Source organism: Algoriphagus sp. (assembly GCF_024305035.1).
In the GTDB taxonomy this organism is placed as follows: Bacteria; Bacteroidota; Bacteroidia; order Cytophagales; family Cyclobacteriaceae; genus Algoriphagus.
Genome location: NZ_JAMWZB010000021.1, coordinates 40,677 through 60,033, shown reverse-complemented (window position 1 = coordinate 60,033; position 19,357 = coordinate 40,677). Strand labels below are relative to the sequence as shown.

Annotated in this window: 16 protein-coding genes and 1 pseudogene; 12 read left to right on the top strand and 5 right to left on the bottom strand. The window is 42.2% G+C overall.

Going from position 1 to position 19,357, the window contains the following annotated elements; genetic code table 11:
- Positions 1 to 72: 72 nt before the first annotated feature.
- Positions 73 to 1,182 carry a DUF4221 family protein gene (locus Q0L00_RS13100; RefSeq protein WP_297337332.1) on the top strand — a complete coding sequence of 370 codons (1,110 nt, stop codon included), beginning with the start codon at positions 73 to 75 and terminating at the stop codon, positions 1,180 to 1,182.
- A gap of 12 nt (positions 1,183 to 1,194) precedes the next feature.
- Here the strand turns inward: Q0L00_RS13100 and Q0L00_RS13095 are convergent, their stop codons facing one another.
- The 3 genes from Q0L00_RS13095 to Q0L00_RS13085 all read right to left on the bottom strand — a co-directional run bounded on the left by Q0L00_RS13095 (position 1,195) and on the right by Q0L00_RS13085 (position 4,092).
- On the bottom strand, positions 1,195 to 2,766 hold the full coding sequence (locus tag Q0L00_RS13095) for an Rne/Rng family ribonuclease (RefSeq protein WP_297337331.1): 1,572 nt from the start codon (positions 2,764 to 2,766) through the stop codon (positions 1,195 to 1,197).
- 183 nt (positions 2,767 to 2,949) lie between these two features.
- The gene (locus Q0L00_RS13090; RefSeq protein ID WP_297337330.1) at positions 2,950 to 3,765 is read right to left on the bottom strand and encodes a tetratricopeptide repeat protein; all 816 of its coding nucleotides are present in this window, start codon (positions 3,763 to 3,765) and stop codon (positions 2,950 to 2,952) included.
- 18 nt (positions 3,766 to 3,783) lie between these two features.
- On the bottom strand, positions 3,784 to 4,092 hold the full coding sequence (locus Q0L00_RS13085) for an HU family DNA-binding protein (RefSeq protein WP_092788917.1): 309 nt from the start codon (positions 4,090 to 4,092) through the stop codon (positions 3,784 to 3,786).
- A gap of 145 nt (positions 4,093 to 4,237) precedes the next feature.
- On the opposite strand from Q0L00_RS13085, the gene mutY reads away from it, so the two are divergent.
- The 6 genes from mutY to Q0L00_RS13055 all read left to right on the top strand — a co-directional run bounded on the left by mutY (position 4,238) and on the right by Q0L00_RS13055 (position 14,296).
- Positions 4,238 to 5,308: an A/G-specific adenine glycosylase gene (mutY, locus tag Q0L00_RS13080; protein WP_297337329.1), complete on the top strand. Its 1,071-nt coding sequence runs from the start codon at positions 4,238 to 4,240 to the stop codon at positions 5,306 to 5,308.
- 44 nt (positions 5,309 to 5,352) lie between these two features.
- Positions 5,353 to 5,820 carry a single-stranded DNA-binding protein gene (locus Q0L00_RS13075; protein ID WP_297337328.1) on the top strand — a complete coding sequence of 156 codons (468 nt, stop codon included), beginning with the start codon at positions 5,353 to 5,355 and terminating at the stop codon, positions 5,818 to 5,820.
- Between the two features lie 67 nt (positions 5,821 to 5,887).
- The gene (gene gldE / locus Q0L00_RS13070) at positions 5,888 to 7,237 is read left to right on the top strand and encodes a gliding motility-associated protein GldE (protein WP_297337327.1); all 1,350 of its coding nucleotides are present in this window, start codon (positions 5,888 to 5,890) and stop codon (positions 7,235 to 7,237) included.
- Between the two features lie 391 nt (positions 7,238 to 7,628).
- Positions 7,629 to 12,119, top strand: a complete 4,491-nt coding sequence (gene gltB, locus Q0L00_RS13065; RefSeq protein WP_297337326.1) for a glutamate synthase large subunit — start codon at positions 7,629 to 7,631, stop codon at positions 12,117 to 12,119.
- 1 nt (position 12,120) lies between these two features.
- Positions 12,121 to 13,599, top strand: a complete 1,479-nt coding sequence (locus Q0L00_RS13060; protein ID WP_297337325.1) for a glutamate synthase subunit beta — start codon at positions 12,121 to 12,123, stop codon at positions 13,597 to 13,599.
- Between the two features lie 130 nt (positions 13,600 to 13,729).
- On the top strand, positions 13,730 to 14,296 hold the full coding sequence (locus tag Q0L00_RS13055; protein ID WP_297337324.1) for a sugar O-acetyltransferase: 567 nt from the start codon (positions 13,730 to 13,732) through the stop codon (positions 14,294 to 14,296).
- Positions 14,297 to 14,338: 42 nt separating this feature from the next.
- On the opposite strand, the gene Q0L00_RS13050 is transcribed toward Q0L00_RS13055, so the two are convergent.
- Positions 14,339 to 14,662 carry a hypothetical protein gene (locus tag Q0L00_RS13050; RefSeq protein WP_297337323.1) on the bottom strand — a complete coding sequence of 108 codons (324 nt, stop codon included), beginning with the start codon at positions 14,660 to 14,662 and terminating at the stop codon, positions 14,339 to 14,341.
- A gap of 84 nt (positions 14,663 to 14,746) precedes the next feature.
- Here Q0L00_RS13050 and Q0L00_RS13045 point away from each other — a divergent pair, with 84 nt between their 5' ends.
- The 5 genes and pseudogenes from Q0L00_RS13045 to Q0L00_RS13025 all read left to right on the top strand — a co-directional run bounded on the left by Q0L00_RS13045 (position 14,747) and on the right by Q0L00_RS13025 (position 18,798).
- Positions 14,747 to 14,917 (top strand): hypothetical protein, encoded by a 171-nt coding sequence (locus Q0L00_RS13045; RefSeq protein WP_297337322.1) that lies wholly within the window; start codon positions 14,747 to 14,749, stop codon positions 14,915 to 14,917.
- A gap of 758 nt (positions 14,918 to 15,675) precedes the next feature.
- Positions 15,676 to 15,861: pseudogene (locus Q0L00_RS13040) on the top strand (transposase); the annotation flags it as partial.
- A gap of 176 nt (positions 15,862 to 16,037) precedes the next feature.
- A complete protein-coding gene (locus tag Q0L00_RS13035) occupies positions 16,038 to 16,238 on the top strand; it encodes a hypothetical protein (protein WP_297337321.1) in 201 nt (66 codons plus the stop codon).
- Between the two features lie 49 nt (positions 16,239 to 16,287).
- Positions 16,288 to 17,475 (top strand): 6-bladed beta-propeller, encoded by a 1,188-nt coding sequence (locus Q0L00_RS13030; protein ID WP_363318547.1) that lies wholly within the window; start codon positions 16,288 to 16,290, stop codon positions 17,473 to 17,475.
- Positions 17,476 to 17,586: 111 nt separating this feature from the next.
- Entirely contained in the window at positions 17,587 to 18,798 is a 1,212-nt protein-coding gene (locus Q0L00_RS13025) for an ISL3 family transposase (RefSeq protein WP_297337319.1), read from the top strand.
- A 118-nt stretch (positions 18,799 to 18,916) separates the two neighbouring features.
- Here the strand turns inward: Q0L00_RS13025 and Q0L00_RS13020 are convergent, their stop codons facing one another.
- Complete coding sequence (locus Q0L00_RS13020; protein ID WP_297337318.1) at positions 18,917 to 19,327, bottom strand: DUF4890 domain-containing protein; 411 nt, start codon at positions 19,325 to 19,327, stop codon at positions 18,917 to 18,919.
- Positions 19,328 to 19,357: the final 30 nt, after the last annotated feature.

Sequence of the window (19,357 nt, the reverse complement as noted above, 5' to 3'; positions counted from 1 at the left end):
TTGTCCCACTGTGATGTTAAGTTGAAAATTTCTACCTTGGAAAATGAGTAGTTTAGATTTAAAACCAAGGAAATGAACCGACTTAGAATTCTTGCCCCGGTACTCGCTTTTTTCTTTCTTTCCTGCGAAAGCTCGGAGGAAAAATCCCCCTCCAATCTGAGTTTTGATGACTTGATCGTCGATACGCTTGTTTTGGAAAAGGACGAAACCCTCGCTCAAATCTCTTCGACTCTGACCTTTATGGAAACGGATTCTGGGAAGTTTTTATTTGATTTTCAAAAGCTGCAATTAGTAGGGTTTAGTTATCCGGAAGGGAAAAAGGTCTTTGAGCAGTTTTATATGAGAGAAGGGCCTGATGGAATTGGCGACAGCCCATTTAAGCATGCGATCACCGAAGAGGGGATATTCGTGATTGCAGCAAATACCAAATTGATTCAGGCGGATTTTAAAGGGAATGTGTTAGCTCGATGGGAACTGCCTGGAGTTCCAGCGGAGCGGCTTTATGTCAATTATTCCGTAGTGCCTTTTAATCCGATTACTAGAATTGGCAAGGAGCTAATTATCGCTGATGTTCCCTTTATTCTAAAAGAAGAAATGATGAATTATGAAAATTGGATCCTGCGATATAACCTAGAGGATCAAACCAGCTCCCACATTCAATTTTCCTTTCCTGAGGCATCCAAAGAGCATTACGATGATCCTAATTTAGGTCCTTATAGTCATTATTTTAATCCTGCTACAGAGGAGGCTTTGATTTCCTTTCCTATTTCGGATAGTTTGCTTTTGATTTCGGATGACGAAAAAAAGTGGATAGCTGCCTCTACGGATGAGAGGCTGGAATTTCTCAAAGGGCGAACGGATCAGCAGGGAGAGTACACCGTTTTTTTACCCGATACTAATTCACCGAGGTACACCTGGATTAAATACGATCCGGTAAATAAGGTATATCTCCGTCAAGTGATTACCGGGACAAGGCCTGAGGCAGAGCGAGAAGAAAAAGGCCCCTATAAGGTGAGACTGATTGTGCTGGATGAGAATTTTGAAAAGTTGGGAGAGCTGGATATGCCTAGAAATGGGAATGGCTTTTCGACTCCTGAAGGGTTTTATTATGCGATTGGATTTTTGGGAGGGGAAGAGGAAGTTGGGTTTGTTCGCTTGGATTTTTCAAAAATGAGAAAATAAAAAAAGCGAGACTTACTCAGTCTCGCTTTTTACTTTAAGTTCTATTTCCTCTCCAGATTCATCTAAGAATCTGTATTCCGTCACCGGTAGGGAAGAATCTTTGATCAGTTTAATCCATTTGTAATACTTGAAAAACCACTTTACTCGTCGGCTAATTACGCCTGTAGTAAAGTATGCGTGCAGGTAGGGATGCAGCCCGATCTGGATTTTGTCCACGTTTTGGATGGTGGCCATATGGTCCAAATCTTTTTCTAGTTTGTCGGCTACCAGGATAGATGCCTGGATTTTGCCAGTGCCATTGCATGCCGGGCAGGTTTCCTTCGTCACGATATTGACCTCCGGTCGGACACGCTGTCGGGTGATCTGCATGAGTCCAAATTTACTCAATGGCAAAACGGTATGCTTCGAGCGGTCCTGCTTCAGTTCCTCTTTCATCGCTTCGTAGATGACTCTCTTATTTTCGGCACGTTTCATGTCGATGAAGTCCACCACGATGATGCCTCCCATATCCCGGAGGCGGAGCTGTCTGGCGATTTCTTTAGCAGCAACCAAGTTGGTTTTTAATGCTGTAGATTCTTGGTCACTTTCCTGATTGGATTTATTTCCGCTGTTCACATCAATGACGTGAAGGGCTTCGGTATGCTCGATAATCACATACCCCCCTTGCGGCAGACTGACGGTCTGTCCAAACAAGCTTTTGATCTGCTTTTCTATTCCAAAACTTTCAAAGAGCTTTGCTTTACCGTTGTAAAGCTTGACAATTTTTTCTTTTTCAGGAGCTATGGTCCTGATGTAGGATCTGATCTGATCGTAAGTGGATTCTTCTTCTACGGTGATTGCATCGAAGGATTCATTGAGGAGGTCTCTCACCAGTGAGGAGGCCATACTCATCTCTCCAATTACCTTGTCGCGGCTCTTTGCTTTGAGCAACTTGGCCATGCCTTCTTCCCAATTAGTGAGAAGATTTCGGAGATCCTTATCCAAGTCGGATACAGATTGTCCTTCAGCTACTGTCCGGATGATTACTCCGAAGTTGGCAGGCTTGATCGAATTGATCAGTCGCAAGAGTCTTTTTCGCTCGTCACTGCTGCGGATTTTTTTGGAGACATTGACTGAATCCGAAAACGGCACCAATACGAGGTAGCGACCAGGAAGAGAGAGCTCACAGGATAGCCGAGGCCCTTTGGTAGATATGGGCTCCTTGACGACCTGAACCAGTATTTGCTGGTTTTTCGACAGGATATTGGAAATTTTCCCAATCTTGTCTATCTCAGGTTCGTTGCTGAAGCCCTTCAAGTTGTAATTCGCAAAGTTGTTGTTGCGCACCATTTTGGTGAACTTAGTCAGGCTGTTGAAATTTGGTCCAAGGTCTTGGTAATGCAAAAAAGCATCTTTCTCATAGCCCACATCGATAAATGCGGCGTTGAGTCCGTTGACTATTTTGCGAACTGTACCCAGGTAAATGTCACCCACCTTAAACTGATTGTCCATTCCCTCGGAATGCAGTTCAACTAGGCTTTTGTCTTGAAGTAGGGCTATTCGACTCCCGTTTTGAGCAGAATCAATTAACAATTCCGTACTCAAAATCTCGTCTTATATAATGTAAATGAACGTGTTTTGTCTAAAAACAGGAATAAGAAGAAGTGTATTACTTCTTCTTATGTCTATTTTTTCTCAGTCTTTTTTTACGCTTGTGCGTAGCGATCTTATGTCTTTTTCTTTTTTTACCGCAAGGCATAGTCTTGTTTATTTATAGTGATACAATAATTATAACCGGTCGAGATAACCCTGAATGGTTTCCAAAATCATGGGATCTTGGGTCATTTTCTGAGTTTTCTCAAACTGGGATTTTGCTTTGTTTTTTTGATTGGCTTCGAAATAACTTACGCCCAGGTAAAATTGCCCTTGGAGATTTTCTGGATGATAGTTAATCAACTCTTCAAATCGCTCAGTAGCTCTTTTGTACTGCCCTGATTGCATCGATAAAATCCCCATGTTAAACAGTGCATCTTCGTTTTGTGGATCCTGATCCAGGATTTCCCGTAGCATGGCGATTCCCTGCATGGGATTGGAAGATGACACGTAGGTCATGGCGATTTTAGATTTCAAATCCGTTCGGCTTGGATCGTTTTCCAAGACTCGGTTTAAATAGTTCCGCGTTTGATCTGCAAGATAGGCTACTTTTTCCGGATCTAAGGCAAAGGTGAACGCTTCATAGTAAGCATTTCCTGTATCCTCGATTAAGCTTTGATCTTCAGTAGTCGCAGCTACCTGGTCTAAATAAAAGGCGGCACTATCGTAAAGTGATTTTTCCTGATAAAGAGAAGCTAGGGCCCGTGCATTTTCAGCTGTGGGCTCAGCATTAAAACTGATTTGAAGCGCAGTTAGTTCTGCTTCTTTTTCAGGAGACAACTCAGCCTCATGCATGGCAGCCGGATCGGTAGCTTGTTGAGTAGTTTCCGAAACTTGACCTTCCGAAATATTGGCCTGATCTTCATTGTCCACAACTATTTTGGGTAGTGAAGCCAGCGCTACCACAGCCAAAATGCCAATGCCAATGAGAATGAGTTGCTTTTTTTTCATTTCAAATTTGCCCAGAAATTAATCCTGAGGAGCAAGTTCCTTGATTTTCTTGCTGGTCTTGATTTTCTCTATAAACACTTTGGAAGGCTTAAAAGCCGGGATGTAGTGCTCATCGATCACGATAGCTGTATTTTTGGAAATATTCCGAGCAATCTTTTTTGCTCTTTTCTTGTTGATAAAGCTGCCAAATCCTCTGACATAAATGTTTTCTCCATCAGCCATGGATTCTTTGACTACCTTGAAAAAGGCTTCAACGGTCTGGGTTACATCATCCTTCTGGATTCCGGTTTTTTCCGAAATCTTGGTGATTACTTCTGCTTTTGTCACTGTGATTTTTATTTAGAAATTTTGAAATAAGCTTAACAACCTATTAACCAAGTGTTTTTGGGACTGCAAATGTACAAGAACCAAACCAATTAAAAAACAATTCCACAAAAATTCCCCAGATTTACTGAAAAGTTTTTTCTGCCTTATGAATACTAAACGTTTTGATTATCAGTTGTTTTCCAGTCAAATTATCCAGTGGTATCAGGCAAACCCACGAGATCTTCCTTGGCGGGGAACCCAAGATCCTTATCAAATTTGGTTGTCTGAAATCATTCTGCAACAGACTCGGGTTGCCCAGGGATTACCTTATTATTACAAATTTGTTACTGCTTTTCCGAGCGTTGGTGACCTAGCTTTGGCTTCTGAGGAAGAGGTCCTCCGTCTTTGGCAGGGATTGGGGTATTACAGCCGCGCTCGGAATCTCCATTTTTGTGCCAAGTACATCTGGCATGAACTGGATGGGAAATTTCCCGACACCTATGATCAACTCCTAGAATTAAAAGGAGTGGGCTCCTATACCGCTGCGGCAATTGCGAGTTTTGCTTTTGGGGAAGTGCGGGCCGTGGTGGACGGAAATGTTTTTCGGGTGTTGGCCAGGTATTTTGGGATCGACATGGATATTGCTACGGGGAAGGCCAAAAAGGAATTTGAGGCGCTCGCCAATCAACTCATCCCAAAGGAGCAACCGGCCGAGTTTAATCAGGCGATGATGGATTTCGGATCTAGGCTTTGCTCCCCCAAAAATCCCGATTGTCCTTCCTGTCCTCTTCAGCAGTCATGCTTTGCTTTCCAACAGGATATGGTCAAAGATCTTCCCGTAAAAATAAATAAAACGAAAATCCGAGAGCGGTCCATTCATTATTATGTGATCCGGTGTGGAAAAATGTGGATTTGGAATCGCCGTTCCAAAGGGGATATCTGGGAAGGATTGTATGATTTTCCCCAAGCAGAAGAAAACTCTAAACTAGAGGAAGCAAAAGGGTCCTCTTTACATTTATTGGATCGGGCAAAAAAGATTCCGAAGAGTTACCGACACCTCTTGTCCCATCAGCGGTTAAATGCGGTTTTTTCTGAAGTCGAAGTTCCTGAACAACATATGCAAATTCTGAAAGATTGGGCAGATGAGAAGGGGTACCACCTCGTCGAGGAGGAGCAAATAGACTATTTGGCCAAGCCAAAGTTGATTGTTAATTTTTTGAGGGATCAAGGCTTTTGATTAACTTCATCATTTAATTCCTTTTCAAAAAAAACTATCACTACATGGCAGGAGTAAATAAAGTAATCCTATTGGGAAATCTTGGTGCTGACCCAGAGGTTAAATACCTCGAAGGAGATAATGTGGTGGCGAATCTTCGGTTGGCCACTACTGAATCCTACAAAGATCGAAACGGAAATAAAGTTGAACAAACCGAATGGCATGATCTGGAGCTATGGGGCGGACAGGCAAAAATCGCTGAACAATACCTCAAAAAAGGATCTCAAATTTACGTAGAAGGAAAAATCAAATCCGATACTTGGCAAGATGATCAAGGCCAAAACCGCAAAAGAATTAAGATCAGGGTGTTGAGTTTCACCATGCTGGGCGGTAGATCAGAGGCCATGGGAAGTGACGGAAACTCTGCTCCTCAGCAATCCCAGCCCGCATCCAGGCCTGCTGCGTCCAATGCCACCGCTTCTTCTGCTCCGGACATGAGTCCAGCCGGAGATGATGATGATTTGCCGTTCTAATCGAATTCCCCTGATTTTGAATTCAGGGGAATTATGTATTTTTGCATTAACTATCGTGAATTAATTCATGGACGACCCTTACCCGAGTTTGTACCTACTCGCGCAGATCAATGAGCCTTCAATAGGCTATCTGCTGATAAACGGACTGATATTTATTTTACTTTTGATTGGTTCGGCACTGGTTTCAGGTTCTGAGGTTGCCTATTTTTCGTTGACCAATGATGATCTTTTGGTGCTTGAAGAGGATGATTCTTCTCAAAGTGATTTAGTCATTGCGCTTCTCGAATCTCCCAAGCGACTGCTCAGTACCATTCTGATCCTCAATAATCTGATCAATATCGCAATTGTTACCCTAACTACCTTTGTGACTTGGAGTATTTTTGGGATGAATACGACCGGGATACTTGTCATTTTGGTGCAGACCGTGGGAGTGACCTTTGCGATCGTGTTTTTCGGTGAGATCGTGCCAAAAGTCTATGCCAACCAAGCCAGAATCAAATTCAGTATGATTATGGCTCCATCCATGACATTTTTTGCTGCGCTTCTCAAACCCATCTCTTTTTTGCTCATGGCTATTTCTAATGTGATTGAGCGGAGAATCGAGCGAAAAGGGTATTCACTTTCCGTTGACGAACTGCACAAAGCATTGGAAATTACAACCGAAGACACTTCGATTGAAGAGAAGGATATCCTTCGCGGAATTGTGAATTTTGGGACTTTGACCGTCAAACAAGTCATGCGGAGTAGGATGGAAATTACCGCCTTGGATACCGAAATGGATTTTCATGAACTGATGGACCGGATCAATAAAAGCGGTTATTCCCGGATTCCTGTTTACGAAGAAACCATCGATAATATTCAGGGTATTCTATACATCAAAGATTTGCTGCCCTTCATCGATCGGGATGAAAATTTTGCCTGGAAAGAACTCATCCGCAAAAGTTTTTTTGTTCCTGAAAATAAAAAGGTGGATCGTCTGCTCAAAGATTTCCAGCAAAAACGGGTACACATGGCCATCGTAGTGGATGAATATGGCGGAACCTCGGGCCTGGTGACTTTAGAGGATTTGATCGAGGAAATTATCGGCGAGATCAATGATGAATTTGACGACCGGGAGGAATTTTTCTACCAAGAAATTGATCCGGACACCTACATATTTGAAGGGAAAGTCTCTCTTAATGATTTTTGTAAAAAGTTGGAATTAGACACCAGTATTTTTGACGAAGTCAAAGGAGAAAGTGAGTCCTTAGGCGGCTTGCTTTTGGAGATAAACAGCAAGCTTCCCAAAAATGGGACTAAAATAAAATTCGAGAATTTTGAGTTTACTGTTTTGGCCGTGGATGCACGGAAAATCAAAAAAGTCAAAGTCCATATCCGATCAGAAGAAAAGGACGGAACAAATCCATTTACGGATTAGGAATGAATCATCATTTTTAGTTTAAGTTTAAATTCAAAATTTTATTCTGCGCTCGAAATCGATTGCAATTAGGACGGGTATTTTGATAGATTTTTTCAATGAATTAATTTCAAATTTGTGGGGAAGTTTTTTTAATTAACCTAAAAAATCAAAAACCGTGTAAAGTTTTCAAATTAGAGTTTGAAAAGTTATCCACTTTTCTGATTTTGATTGTTTTTTTAGGAATAGTGCTAAAAAAATTAAGCCATTTTTATTTTACATTAAAATCAAAAAATACTCACTTTTTCAAAAATTAATTACTGAAACAGCTTGTTTGTTGCCTTTATTTTAATGATCGAAATATTTTTTGTACTTTTTGAAAAAATTTGAACCTATTAAATACGTAAAATATATGCAAGAAGGCTTGTATCATTCGGAGTTTGAGCATGACTCCTGTGGCATTGGTTCGGTAGTGGATTTGACGGCTTCACCTTCGCATGAAACGATCAGCGATGCCTTATATATGCTCAGTAACATGGAGCATCGAGGAGGTAGAGGATCCGATCCGAAAACTGGAGATGGAGCGGGAATTCTCATTCAAGTTCCACATGAATTTTTAAAAGATATTACCGCAAGAACGGATATTTCCTTGCCTGAAAAAGGGACCTATGGCGTTGGAATGACTTTTTTCCCTAAAAACAAACAGCTTTTCAAAAAATCAAAAGCCCTCCTGAACCAATTGATCGAGGAATTGGGATTTGAGTTGATCGGATACCGGCCAGTTCCTGTGGATGAAACCGTTCCGGGTTCGGGAGCCCTGGAAGTGATGCCCATCATTGAGCAGCTTTTTGTGAAACATAAAAAGGGGCTTACCGGAGTGGAGTTGGAGCGGAAGCTGTATGTATTAAGAAATTATGCCACTTCAGTGATCAATACCGAAGTCGCCGGAGTGAATCACTCGTTTTATTTTGCTTCATTTTCAAGCCGAACCTTGATTTATAAGGGACAACTGCGAACCGATCAGGTTCTGCCTTTTTATAAAGACCTTCAAAACAGTAAGATCGAATCTGCCTTTGCCATCGTCCATTCCCGGTTTTCGACCAATACTTTCCCAAATTGGCGATTGGCTCAGCCGTTTAGATTTCTTTCCCACAATGGGGAAATCAATACGATCCGAGGAAATCTCAACAAAATGAAGTCCAAGGAAAACCTCATGAAATCCAAGTTTTTTTCGGAGGATGAATTGGAGAAGCTCATGCCTATTACCAATAAGCAAAATTCCGACTCAGCCAATCTCGATGCGATGGTGGAGTTGCTTTCGCTAAGTGGCAGAAGCCTTCCTCATGCCATGATGATGCTCGTGCCTGAAGCTTGGCAAGACAATGAAGTGATGGATCGCGACCGGAAGGCATTTTATAAATTCCATGCTTCCTTAGTGGAGCCCTGGGATGGTCCGGCTGCTTTACTGTTTACCGATGGAGAGTCGGTGGGTGCGACTTTGGACCGAAACGGCTTACGCCCTTTACGCTATTTTATTACCAAAGATCAGCGGTTAATTTTATCTTCAGAGGCCGGAGCCTTACCCATTCGGGAGGCGACAATCGTGGAGAAAGGAAGGATTAGCCCGGGGAGAATGCTTTGGGCAGATTTGAAAAAGGGTCGCGTGCTCTTTGATGAAGAGGTGAAGGGGGAAATCTGTAGAAAACAGCCTTATGAGCAATGGGTCAGTGAGCAGCGGATTAAATTGCGTCTGGAGCCAGATCCGGAAGTGTTGACTCATCCGTATTCAACAGAAAATATCAAGAAATGCCAAACGGTGTTTGGCTATACTTCGGAGGAACTCAAAGTCGTCCTTAGTCCAATGGGCGATATGGGACAGGAGGCCATTGGATCCATGGGTGCCGATACGCCGTTGGCAGTTTTATCCAAGCAGAGTCAGCATATTTCCAATTATTTCAAGCAGCTTTTTGCCCAGGTTAGTAATCCACCAATTGATCCGATCCGGGAGCGGATGGTCATGTCTCTTTTTACCCGAATAGGTGAAGGGCATAATATATTGGAGGAAAGTCCGCAACATACTCGGCAGATTCATATTTCTCAGCCAGTCTTGCTTAATGAATCCCTGGAGAAAATCCAGAATATGGAAGCTCAGGGCTATCGCAGTAAAAAGCTATTTGCGCACTTTGTAGCCGATCACAAGCCGGGAAGATTATTGGAGGCGCTGGACAAACTTTGCAAAGAAGCCGAAGATGCAATTGCAGAGAAAAAGAATATTCTGATCATCTCTGATCGGGGAAGCAATGAGGAGTTGGCACCGATCCCTTCGCTTTTGGCGATTGGAGCAGTTCATCATCATCTGGTGAAGAAAAAAATCCGAACCAAAGCTGGTTTGGTATTGGAGTCCGGAGATATTCGCGAAACCCATCATTTTGCCACAGCCATTGGCTATGGAGCTTCGGCTATAAATCCATACCTGGCGCTGGAATCGCTTTTGGATTATTTTAATCGGGGAATGTTGCCTCAGGTAAAAGACCAAAAGACACTTTTTTCCAACTATCAAAAAGCCATTGGAAAAGGCCTGCTGAAGGTTCTTTCAAAAATGGGAATCTCTACCCTTCAGTCCTATCAAGGCGCTCAGATTTTTGAGGCGATTGGACTCGGGCCTGAGGTAATTGATCGTTGTTTCAAAGGGACCATTTCACGAATAAGTGGGGTGTCTTTTGATGAGCTGGCAGAAGAAGTATTGATACGCCATCGGGCGGCTTATCAGACGAGCAGTCCGACCTTGGAAGCTGGCGGAGTCTATCAGTGGAAAAGACGGGGAGAAAAACACCTGTTTAATCCTGAAACTATTCATTTGCTCCAAAAATCCACTCGATTGAATGATTTTGGCCTGTATAAAAAATTTGCGCAGCGGATCAATGAACAAAGTAAAGATGCGCTGACTTTACGGGGCCTTTTTGAATTCAAAAAGCGGATTTCTGTTCCACTCGATGAAGTAGAGCCTGCGGAAAAAATCATGCGGCGATTTGCTACTGGGGCGATGTCCTTCGGCTCGATTTCTCACGAAGCTCACACGACACTGGCCATTGCGATGAATAGAATTGGGGCAAAAAGTAATTCTGGAGAAGGTGGAGAAGATGAGATCCGTTTTCAGCGAAAAGAGAACGGGGATTGGGAAAGGTCAGCCATCAAGCAGGTGGCTTCGGGCAGGTTTGGCGTGACGAGCAATTACCTCACCAATGCGGCGGAATTGCAGATCAAAATGGCTCAGGGTGCAAAGCCTGGAGAAGGCGGTCAGCTGCCCGGGCACAAGGTGGATGATTGGATCGGAAGAGTGAGGCACTCCACGCCTGGGGTGGGTTTGATTTCCCCTCCTCCCCATCACGATATTTATTCGATTGAGGATTTGGCTCAGCTCATTTATGATTTGAAAAATGCCAACAGAAAAGCCCGGATCAATGTGAAATTGGTTTCACAAGCGGGCGTAGGCACGGTGGCTGCCGGGGTAGCCAAAGCCATGGCTGATGTCATTTTGATTTCTGGAGCAGATGGTGGGACAGGAGCTTCCCCGCTTTCCTCCATCCGTCATGCAGGATTGCCTTGGGAGTTGGGACTTTCTGAAGCTCATCAGACTTTGGTCAAGAATAATTTGAGAAGCCGAGTGGTGCTTCAAACTGACGGCCAACTTCGGACCGGAAGGGATTTGGCGATAGCCACCTTGCTTGGTGCCGAGGAATGGGGGATTTCAACTGCGGCCCTGGTCGTAGAAGGCTGTATCATGATGCGAAAGTGTCACCTGAATACCTGTCCGGTGGGGATCGCAACTCAGAATCCTGAGTTGCGAAAATTATTCACCGGAGATCCGGAGCATGTGGTCAATTATTTCAAATTTTTGGTCGAAGATCTTCGAGAAATCATGGCCTCGCTGGGCTTCCGTACCGTGGATGAAATGGTGGGACAAAGCAATGTCCTGCAATCCACCGGTCATCTCAATCACTGGAAATGGGATAAAGTGGATCTTTCACCGATTTTCCATAAAGTGGAAGTACCGGATCATGTCGGAATCCATCATCAAATCGATCAAGAATGGGAATTGAAGGAGGTCTTGGATCGTCAACTCATTCAGGCTGCACTACCGGCCTTGGAGCAGGCCATCGAGGTTAGTGGGCATTTCCAAATCAAAAATACCGACCGGGCTGTTGGGGCCATGCTTTCGAATGAGATTTCAAAAATCTATGGAAGTGTCGGGTTGCCTGAGGATACGATTCGATTCAAATTTACCGGTTCGGCGGGACAGACTTTCGGCGGATTTTTGACCAAAGGGGTCAGTTTTGAGCTAGAAGGTGAAGCCAATGACTATTTTGGAAAGGGACTTTCGGGAGGTAGGCTGACCGTTTACCCTAGCCGAAATGCGAAGTTTAAACCCGAGGAAAATATTATCATCGGAAACGTGGCTTTCTATGGGGCTACTTCTGGTGAAGCTTATATCAACGGAAAAGGCGGAGAACGATTTTGCGTCAGGAATTCAGGGGTGAATGCCGTCATCGAAGGCATCGGGGACCACGGCTGTGAGTACATGACAGGTGGATTAGTGATCAATCTAGGAGAGATCGGAAGAAACTTCGCCGCAGGTATGAGTGGGGGAATCGCCTATATCCTCCATGATTTTATCACTGAGATCAATCCCGAATTGGTAGACGTGGATCCCTTGGTGGAGGATGATTTTACGCTGATCAAAAGTTATCTCAAGCGGCACATCAAGTTAACAGGGAGTGCCTTGGGTCAACAGTTTTTGAATGACTGGGATCGAGCTAGTCAAAAATTTATTAAGGTGATTCCTAGGGATTACAAGGCAGTATTGGAAAAAAGAGCACAAGAACAAACAAAATCATTAGCCTGAGATGGGAGCCAAAGAAGGATTTATACAATTTAAAAGAGAAACTCCAATTAGCAGGGATCCTCAAGAGCGGGTGGGAGATTATAAAGAAATCTATCAACCCTTTTCTGAGGAGAAGCTGAATCATCAATCAGCTCGTTGCATGGATTGCGGGATACCATTTTGTCATCAGGGTTGCCCCTTAGGCAATGTGATTCCGGATTTTAATGATGCGGTTTACCAGAAAGATTGGGCCGAAGCGATCCGGATTTTAAAAAGCACCAATAATTTCCCGGAATTTACCGGAAGAATTTGTCCGGCACCTTGTGAGGCCTCTTGCGTACTCGGAATCAATAAGGATCCGGTAACCATAGAACTCATAGAGAAATCCATTGCAGAAAAAGCCTATGAACTGGGTTTGATTCAAGCAAACCCTCCCCAAACCCGGACCCATAAGCATGTGGCCGTTATTGGATCTGGACCTGCAGGGCTTGCGGCCGCCGACCAACTGAATCAGGCGGGTCATGAAGTTACTGTCTTTGAAAAGGATGCCAAACCCGGAGGTTTGCTACGCTACGGTATCCCGGATTTTAAATTGGAAAAGTGGGTAATTGACCGTAGAATCGAGCTGATGAAACAGGAAGGAGTGATTTTTACCTGTGGTACAGATGTAGGCTATAATATCAAGGCAGAAAATATTTTACGAAATTTTGATGCGGTGGTACTTGCTACAGGAGCCCAGAATCCTAGGTCATTGACCATCAAAGGTTCAGAACTGAAGGGGGTCCATTTTGCGATGGATTTTTTAGGAAAACAAAATCAGGTAGTGGGTGGTGAAATCCAAGAAAATCCGATTTCAGCCAAGGGGAAGCACGTGATCGTCATCGGTGGTGGTGATACGGGAAGCGATTGCATTGGTACTTCCAATCGTCATGGAGCGGCTTCAGTTACTCAATTGGAGCTATTGCCTAAACCTCCAAAACAACGAACCCATTTAAACCCATGGCCGGAGTGGCCCATGACCCTAAAAACCTCGAGTTCCCATGAAGAAGGAGCAGAGCGTTTTTTCTCCATTTTAACCAAGGAATTTGTTGGAACGGATCAAGGAGAAGTCACGGGATTGAAACTGGTGGATATCGAATGGATGGATAAAGACGGCCGGATGACTTTTGAAGAAGTTGCGGGTACTGAGCGAATAGTGCCTTGCGATTTGGCTTTTATCGCTATTGGTTATACGGGACCGGCGCAAAATGGCTTGCTGGATGCTTTTGGTGTCGAGACGCTCGAAAACACGCTGCCCAAATCCAAAAATTACCAAAGTACTCATCCTAAGGTTTTCCTAGCCGGGGATATGCGGAGAGGACAATCCTTAGTGGTATGGGCGATATCCGAAGGCCGAGAGGCTGCCGTCAAAGTGGACGAATATCTGATGGGAACCTCCGCTTTGCCTCAAAAGGATGAGTCCTATTTCCAAGTGGAAGACGAAATTCCAAGAGTCGATTGATCTTTTAAGCCAAAAGGTCGATTCCAATCCATAGTTTTAAGAAAGCCGTCCGGAGGGGCGGCTTTTTTTTGCTTTAGTTTAAAAATTCGGTTTAATTTAGATTCATCCAAAATCAAAGATTCCTTATGCTATGAGTATCCTAGAAATACAAAGAAGGTTCGCATCGAATACGCTTATTGCTAAAGATGATCCCATCTTTGATCACGTTTTCCAAGAAGTTGAAAAGTCCCTCAAACTTATCGCAAAATTGAATGCCTCAGGAGATTTTCAGGAGTGTAGGCCAATTTTTAAAGCACTTTTTGGCGAGGCATTGGATGAAGGAACCGTAATTTTTACTCCTTTTACTACCAATTTTGGGAAATTCACCAAAATCGGAAAGAATGTATTTATCAATCACGGCTGTTCTTTTTTAGACCTGGGTGGAATTACTATCGAAGACGATGTGCAAATAGCACCACAAGTAAAATTGGTGACTGAAAACCATCCGCTTAATCCTAAAACGAGAAAGGGATTGATTCTTTCTCCAATATTGATCAAGAAAAATGCTTGGATAGGAGCTGGAGCTATGATTCTACCGGGTGTAACTATTGGAGAAAACAGTGTGGTGGCCGCAGGAGCAGTGGTATCCAAGGATGTGCCTGACCATACGGTGGTGGGAGGTGTGCCTGCAAAAATCATTAAATCCATTGAAAATTAAAGAGGCCTCCTTTCTATCGAAGGCCTCTTTGGAGGAGTTTTTTTAAGAAATTTTCACCGGTAACTCATACACTCGACTTCCAATTAATTTATAAACTGCATTGCAAAATGCGGGAATAAATGGGGGAACAGGGGGTTCGCCCACGCCCGTTGGTTTTTCTTGACTATCAATAATATGTACGTGGATTTTTTTGGGAGATTGAGGCATTCGGATGATTTGGTAGCTATCAAAATTATCCTGTTTGACCCGTCCATTTTCAAACGCAATTTTCGAAGTAAGCGCCAAGCTAGTGGCAAATTGTGCGCCTCCTTCGAATTGAGAACGGATTCTGTCCTTATTTCCTGTTTTGTGCGATGAGGCACCCAAGCTAGCTTTTTTGGATGGCTTCGATTAATTTCATCTGCTTGGGAGTTGGTTTAAGGGGTATTGTAGGCTTTTGAGTCAGGAAGTATGACTTTTGACGAGACCTTTATCGTCCTTTACCAGCCCGAGCAGGGAAAACACATCTGGGTGGAAAAGACGTTCAGACGGTCGGAGGGGCTGGCAGGAGTTGACCCTGCGGAAGCCAACAGGGACTATCCTTGGCATGTCTATTTTGCCTTTAGCCAATATAACATCTAGAAGAAATCATACATCCTTAGCAATTCGGAATATTTGGGGAAGATTGAATTTTAGAGTAGAATAAAGAGGGGAAACCGGAGACAGAAGCAAATGAAACTGACATCAATCAGATTCTCCCTGTTCGTGAAGACACGAACAGGGGCAGAATAATTCAAATAAAATTAGTGGCGTTTCGAGAGGCAAAGATCAAGAGATAAGAAATGAGAAGGGAAGACCGGAGAAAGGAGACGGAAGGAAATGAAACTTGGTTTTTAGGCGATTTCAACGAAAACCGTTCAATCATAGCCTAATTAAAGATTAGTCACGGAGTGAGGTGCGATTTTTTTTCCAGCCGTTTTAACGGCTGGAAAAATGGCTCAAGTCTAGCCTGGGAGTCCTGTAGGGAAGGTACATTTTTTATTTACTTTGCATTAAGACAAGAAAATAATTCGTGAATTTGTGGCTTCTTTTTTAGCCACGAATTCACTATTTGGATTTTTTGAATAAGGATGGTGCTTTAGCCCATTCTACAAGAAAACCTGGAGTTGTTTATGGGCTTTAGCCAAAACTCTTCTTTTCCCTGCCTTTAAAATAGTTTGTCGCATAAATGGTGCGACAGAACTCGCAATAAAACTCATTCCTGTTCGCGCAGGTACGAACAGAGGCGATGCGAAAAGTCATGGAGTGACGTACGATTCTCTTGCCAGCCGTTTTAACGGCAGGAAAAAATGGTAGAGGAGCACGTCAAAGTGAAATCCTCCAAGGATTCAGCGAATGGAACGCTCAATTGAGTACATACAGCGATCAGCAACCTGAAGAAAAATCTCCTGGGGATTTGTCACATGGTTTTAGAAAAATACCTGCAAAACTATCTGGATGAATTTGCTTACAAGCTCAACAGAAGAAACTTTTGAGAAAACTTGTTTAACAGACTCGTTATTGCGGCTGTCTATCCATACGTGTAACATTACGAATAGTCATATTAGAAATAGACGGAAGAGTGGAATTAAAAAGATTGGTTTAAAATTTTGGATAATAATAATAATAATAATAATATGTTGTGAAAAGTTAGTCGGATGACTAACCGCTCGCCATGAGCAAATTTAATCTAACAATTAGTTTTATGTTTAATCGTAGTAGAATGAAGCGATCCCTTTCGCTTTTTGCACTTACCCTTGGGGTATTTGGGTTTTCATCCATAGGGATGGCTGATGCTATTTACAAGTATCAACCAGTAAATTGTAAAAACGGTGGCCAAGTTTATCGTTGCCTATTTGACGGCATCAATGAATGTGATGTATCAGGACAAAAATTTTGTGACGAAGCTGGAGGCATAGGCTAAATTCTAAAAAAATGCTGTCTTTTTGTCAAGGCAGCATTTTTTAAAATAAATGAAAGAATTCATGAACAAAAAATTATGGCTTATCCCAACTTTACTTCTATGGATATTTTTTTCATGTCAGTTCCAAACGAGTAACCCAAAAACCCAAATCCCCTTAAATCTTGATTTAAGCGGAAATAAAAACTTATCAACCTTCACAAAATCAATCCATTATTTACTCTTGGATGACTTTGATTCTATCCCTTTAGCTGATTCCTATAAATTCATTTTTAGCAAGAAAAATATTTTTGTCCAAGATATTCTTACAAATAGCCTTCACAAGTTTGATCGAAGAGGAAAGGCCCTTTTTGTTTTCAAACCCAGCGGCGAAGGGCCAGGTGAATTTATTCAAATGGAGGATTTTCAAGTATTTCAAGATACCTTAAAAATCCTAGATAGGAGTCTAAGAAAAATCTTGACTTTTGCTCCCAATAATAAATTTCTAGAAGAAGAAAAAATTCCGATAAATTCCTCCGCATTCCTTTCAGTTAAAAACAAGGAATTGTATTTCATGGATAATGTAAAAGATAATTCGGAATCAAATTTTATACTTTACAGTGGGGGGCAATTGATAGAGGAATCAGTAAAGATTAAAAAAGGATTTGAAAATCTTCACTTTGGAAAGCACAATACATTTACCTCAAACTTTGACGATGGTTTTGTATTTTCCATTCCTTATACTACAGATGTAGTATTCTTCAATAAAGAACTAGACTTTGAAAAATTAATCTCTTTTGATTTCGGAAGGTATAATTATACCGACCAAGAATTTCTAGAAAAAATAAATATCTCTAGGGAACTAACCCACCTCTATGCCCTCGAAAATAATCTTGTCAAAGACCTATCTCTCTTTGCTAAACTAGGCGATTTTTATATCCTTACGGTGATACAATCAGGCAAAGGGATACATTATTTTTTCCTTGATCAAGACTTTAACTTAATCTCACAATTTAACTCGATCAACAATGACCTTGATCAGATGAGAATAAGAAATATCCCATGGACAATAGATCAACGAAAATTAGTTTTTGCCATCAGTTCGATTGAGTTTTACAACGATTACATTGAGAAATTTTCAGGCAAGAAAGTAGAAATAAAGCCAGGAAACATTCATGATTTTTTCCAAAAAAATCAGCAAAAACTACGAGAAGATAAGACAGTAATGGTTTCCTTGGAAATTAAAGAGGAAATTAAATAACTTAAGATAATTTAATCGAAAATAGTAGGTCACAATAGAATGCCGAGGCTGTTCAATTAAAAATTAGGTTCTACCCTGAATTTAATGGAATGATTACTTTTGAGCAAAAAGATGTTTACAGAGGGACTTTTCACCAAGTTGCTACAACTGGAGGATGGTTGGTTTGTTGAATCGGTAGAAACTGATTTTAAACAAGAAGAGATCTATATTCAAATTGCGTGCATTTTGGATCAATTAGAAGATGCTGAAACTGGAGAGCTTTGCAAGGTTTACGAACATGCACCGGTTCGAGAATGGCGTCATTTAGACACCATGCAATATAGAACCTTTCTCAGGTGTAAACTTCCTCGGATTATTACACCCAGTGGTAAGGTAAAGACTGTTCAGCCTAATTGGGCCTCCGATTATGGCCGGACTACGTTCTTGTTTGAAACTGCGGTCATAGACCTACTGAAAGCCAGTAAAAACCAGACCAAAACCGCTAAGTTTATGCGTTGCGGCTTTAATGTGGTCAACTCTATCATGCACCGTAGTGTCAAAAGAGGAATGGATCGTAGATCGTATGATCAGATCGTTTTTGACCACTTGAGCATTGATGAGAAGTCCTTCAAGAAAGGTCATAACTATGTCACCGTATTGAGTCATCCTGACTCAGGTTGCGTTATAGACGTGGAAGAAGACCGGACAAAAGAAACTTGTAAGAAGTTACTCAATAAGTCTTTGACTGAAAAACAGCTTGAAGGAGTGTCTGCGATATCGATGGACATGTGGCAAGCATACATGCAGACAGCTCAGGAGATTCTACCTAACGCCGCTATTGTCCACGACCGATTCCATCTGGTCAAGTACCTCAATGAGGCCATCGACAAAGTGCGTAGAAGCGAAGTTAAAAACCACCAAGACTTGAAAAACAGCCGCTATGTCCTACTTAAGAACCCCGAGAATCTTACCGAGAAACAGCGTTTCCACTTTGAAGCCATTGCCGATGCCAATTACGAAGTGAGTAAAGCTTGGCAAGTTCGAGAGAACTTTAAAGACCTCTTTGGATCTTCCTCTTTGTTTGCAACTTCGTCCTTGCTCAAATGGATGACCAATGCCTACAGCAGAAAGATCGCTGAAATAGACAAAGTGGTAAATATGTTTAAAAGCCATCTAAATGGAGTTATAAATGCTTTGACAGAACGAATCTCAAATGCAATGGCTGAACGCCTAAATGGTAAAATTCAAGAACTTAAAACAGTGGGTAGAGGATACCGTACTTTTACAAACTTTAGGAGTGCTATACTATTCTTTAACGGTGGTTTAAACTTATATCCTCACTAACTTAAGGGTAGAACCACAAAAAGACTTTAAAAATATTCAAAATCTTTTTAATTAAAAAATTAAGTTGGGATTTTCAATTTATAAAAAACCACCAGTCTCCAGGTGGTTTAATGTTGGTTTAGTTGATTCCTCCGCCTCTGCGTTTCCGGAATTCTTCCCGGTCATGGATCATTCCACCTCGGGGACTTCGATTTTTTCGGGTTTCTTTAAGTTCAATCCATTTCTGTCTTTGCTCCTCGGTCAGGACCTCCATGATTTGTTTTTCCTGATCCTGCATTTGTGTTCTTCTGGCTTCTCTTTCAGCTTTTTGCTCGGCCATCTTAGCCTCCCTTTTTTGAGCATTTTCGAGGTTGATGGCTAGAATTTTCGCCTTTTGCTCCTCATTGAGTCCGAGCTGCTCGACCATTCGTTCGGTCATCATTTTGGCTCTGGTTTCGGGGTCAGGTCTTTCCTGCCTGTTTCTTTGCTGTGCCATGCTACTGATGCTGATTAGGAGTAGTAATCCAGTGGCAATCATCCAATTTTTCATGTTGTTTTTGATTAAGTTCTGATACTTAGA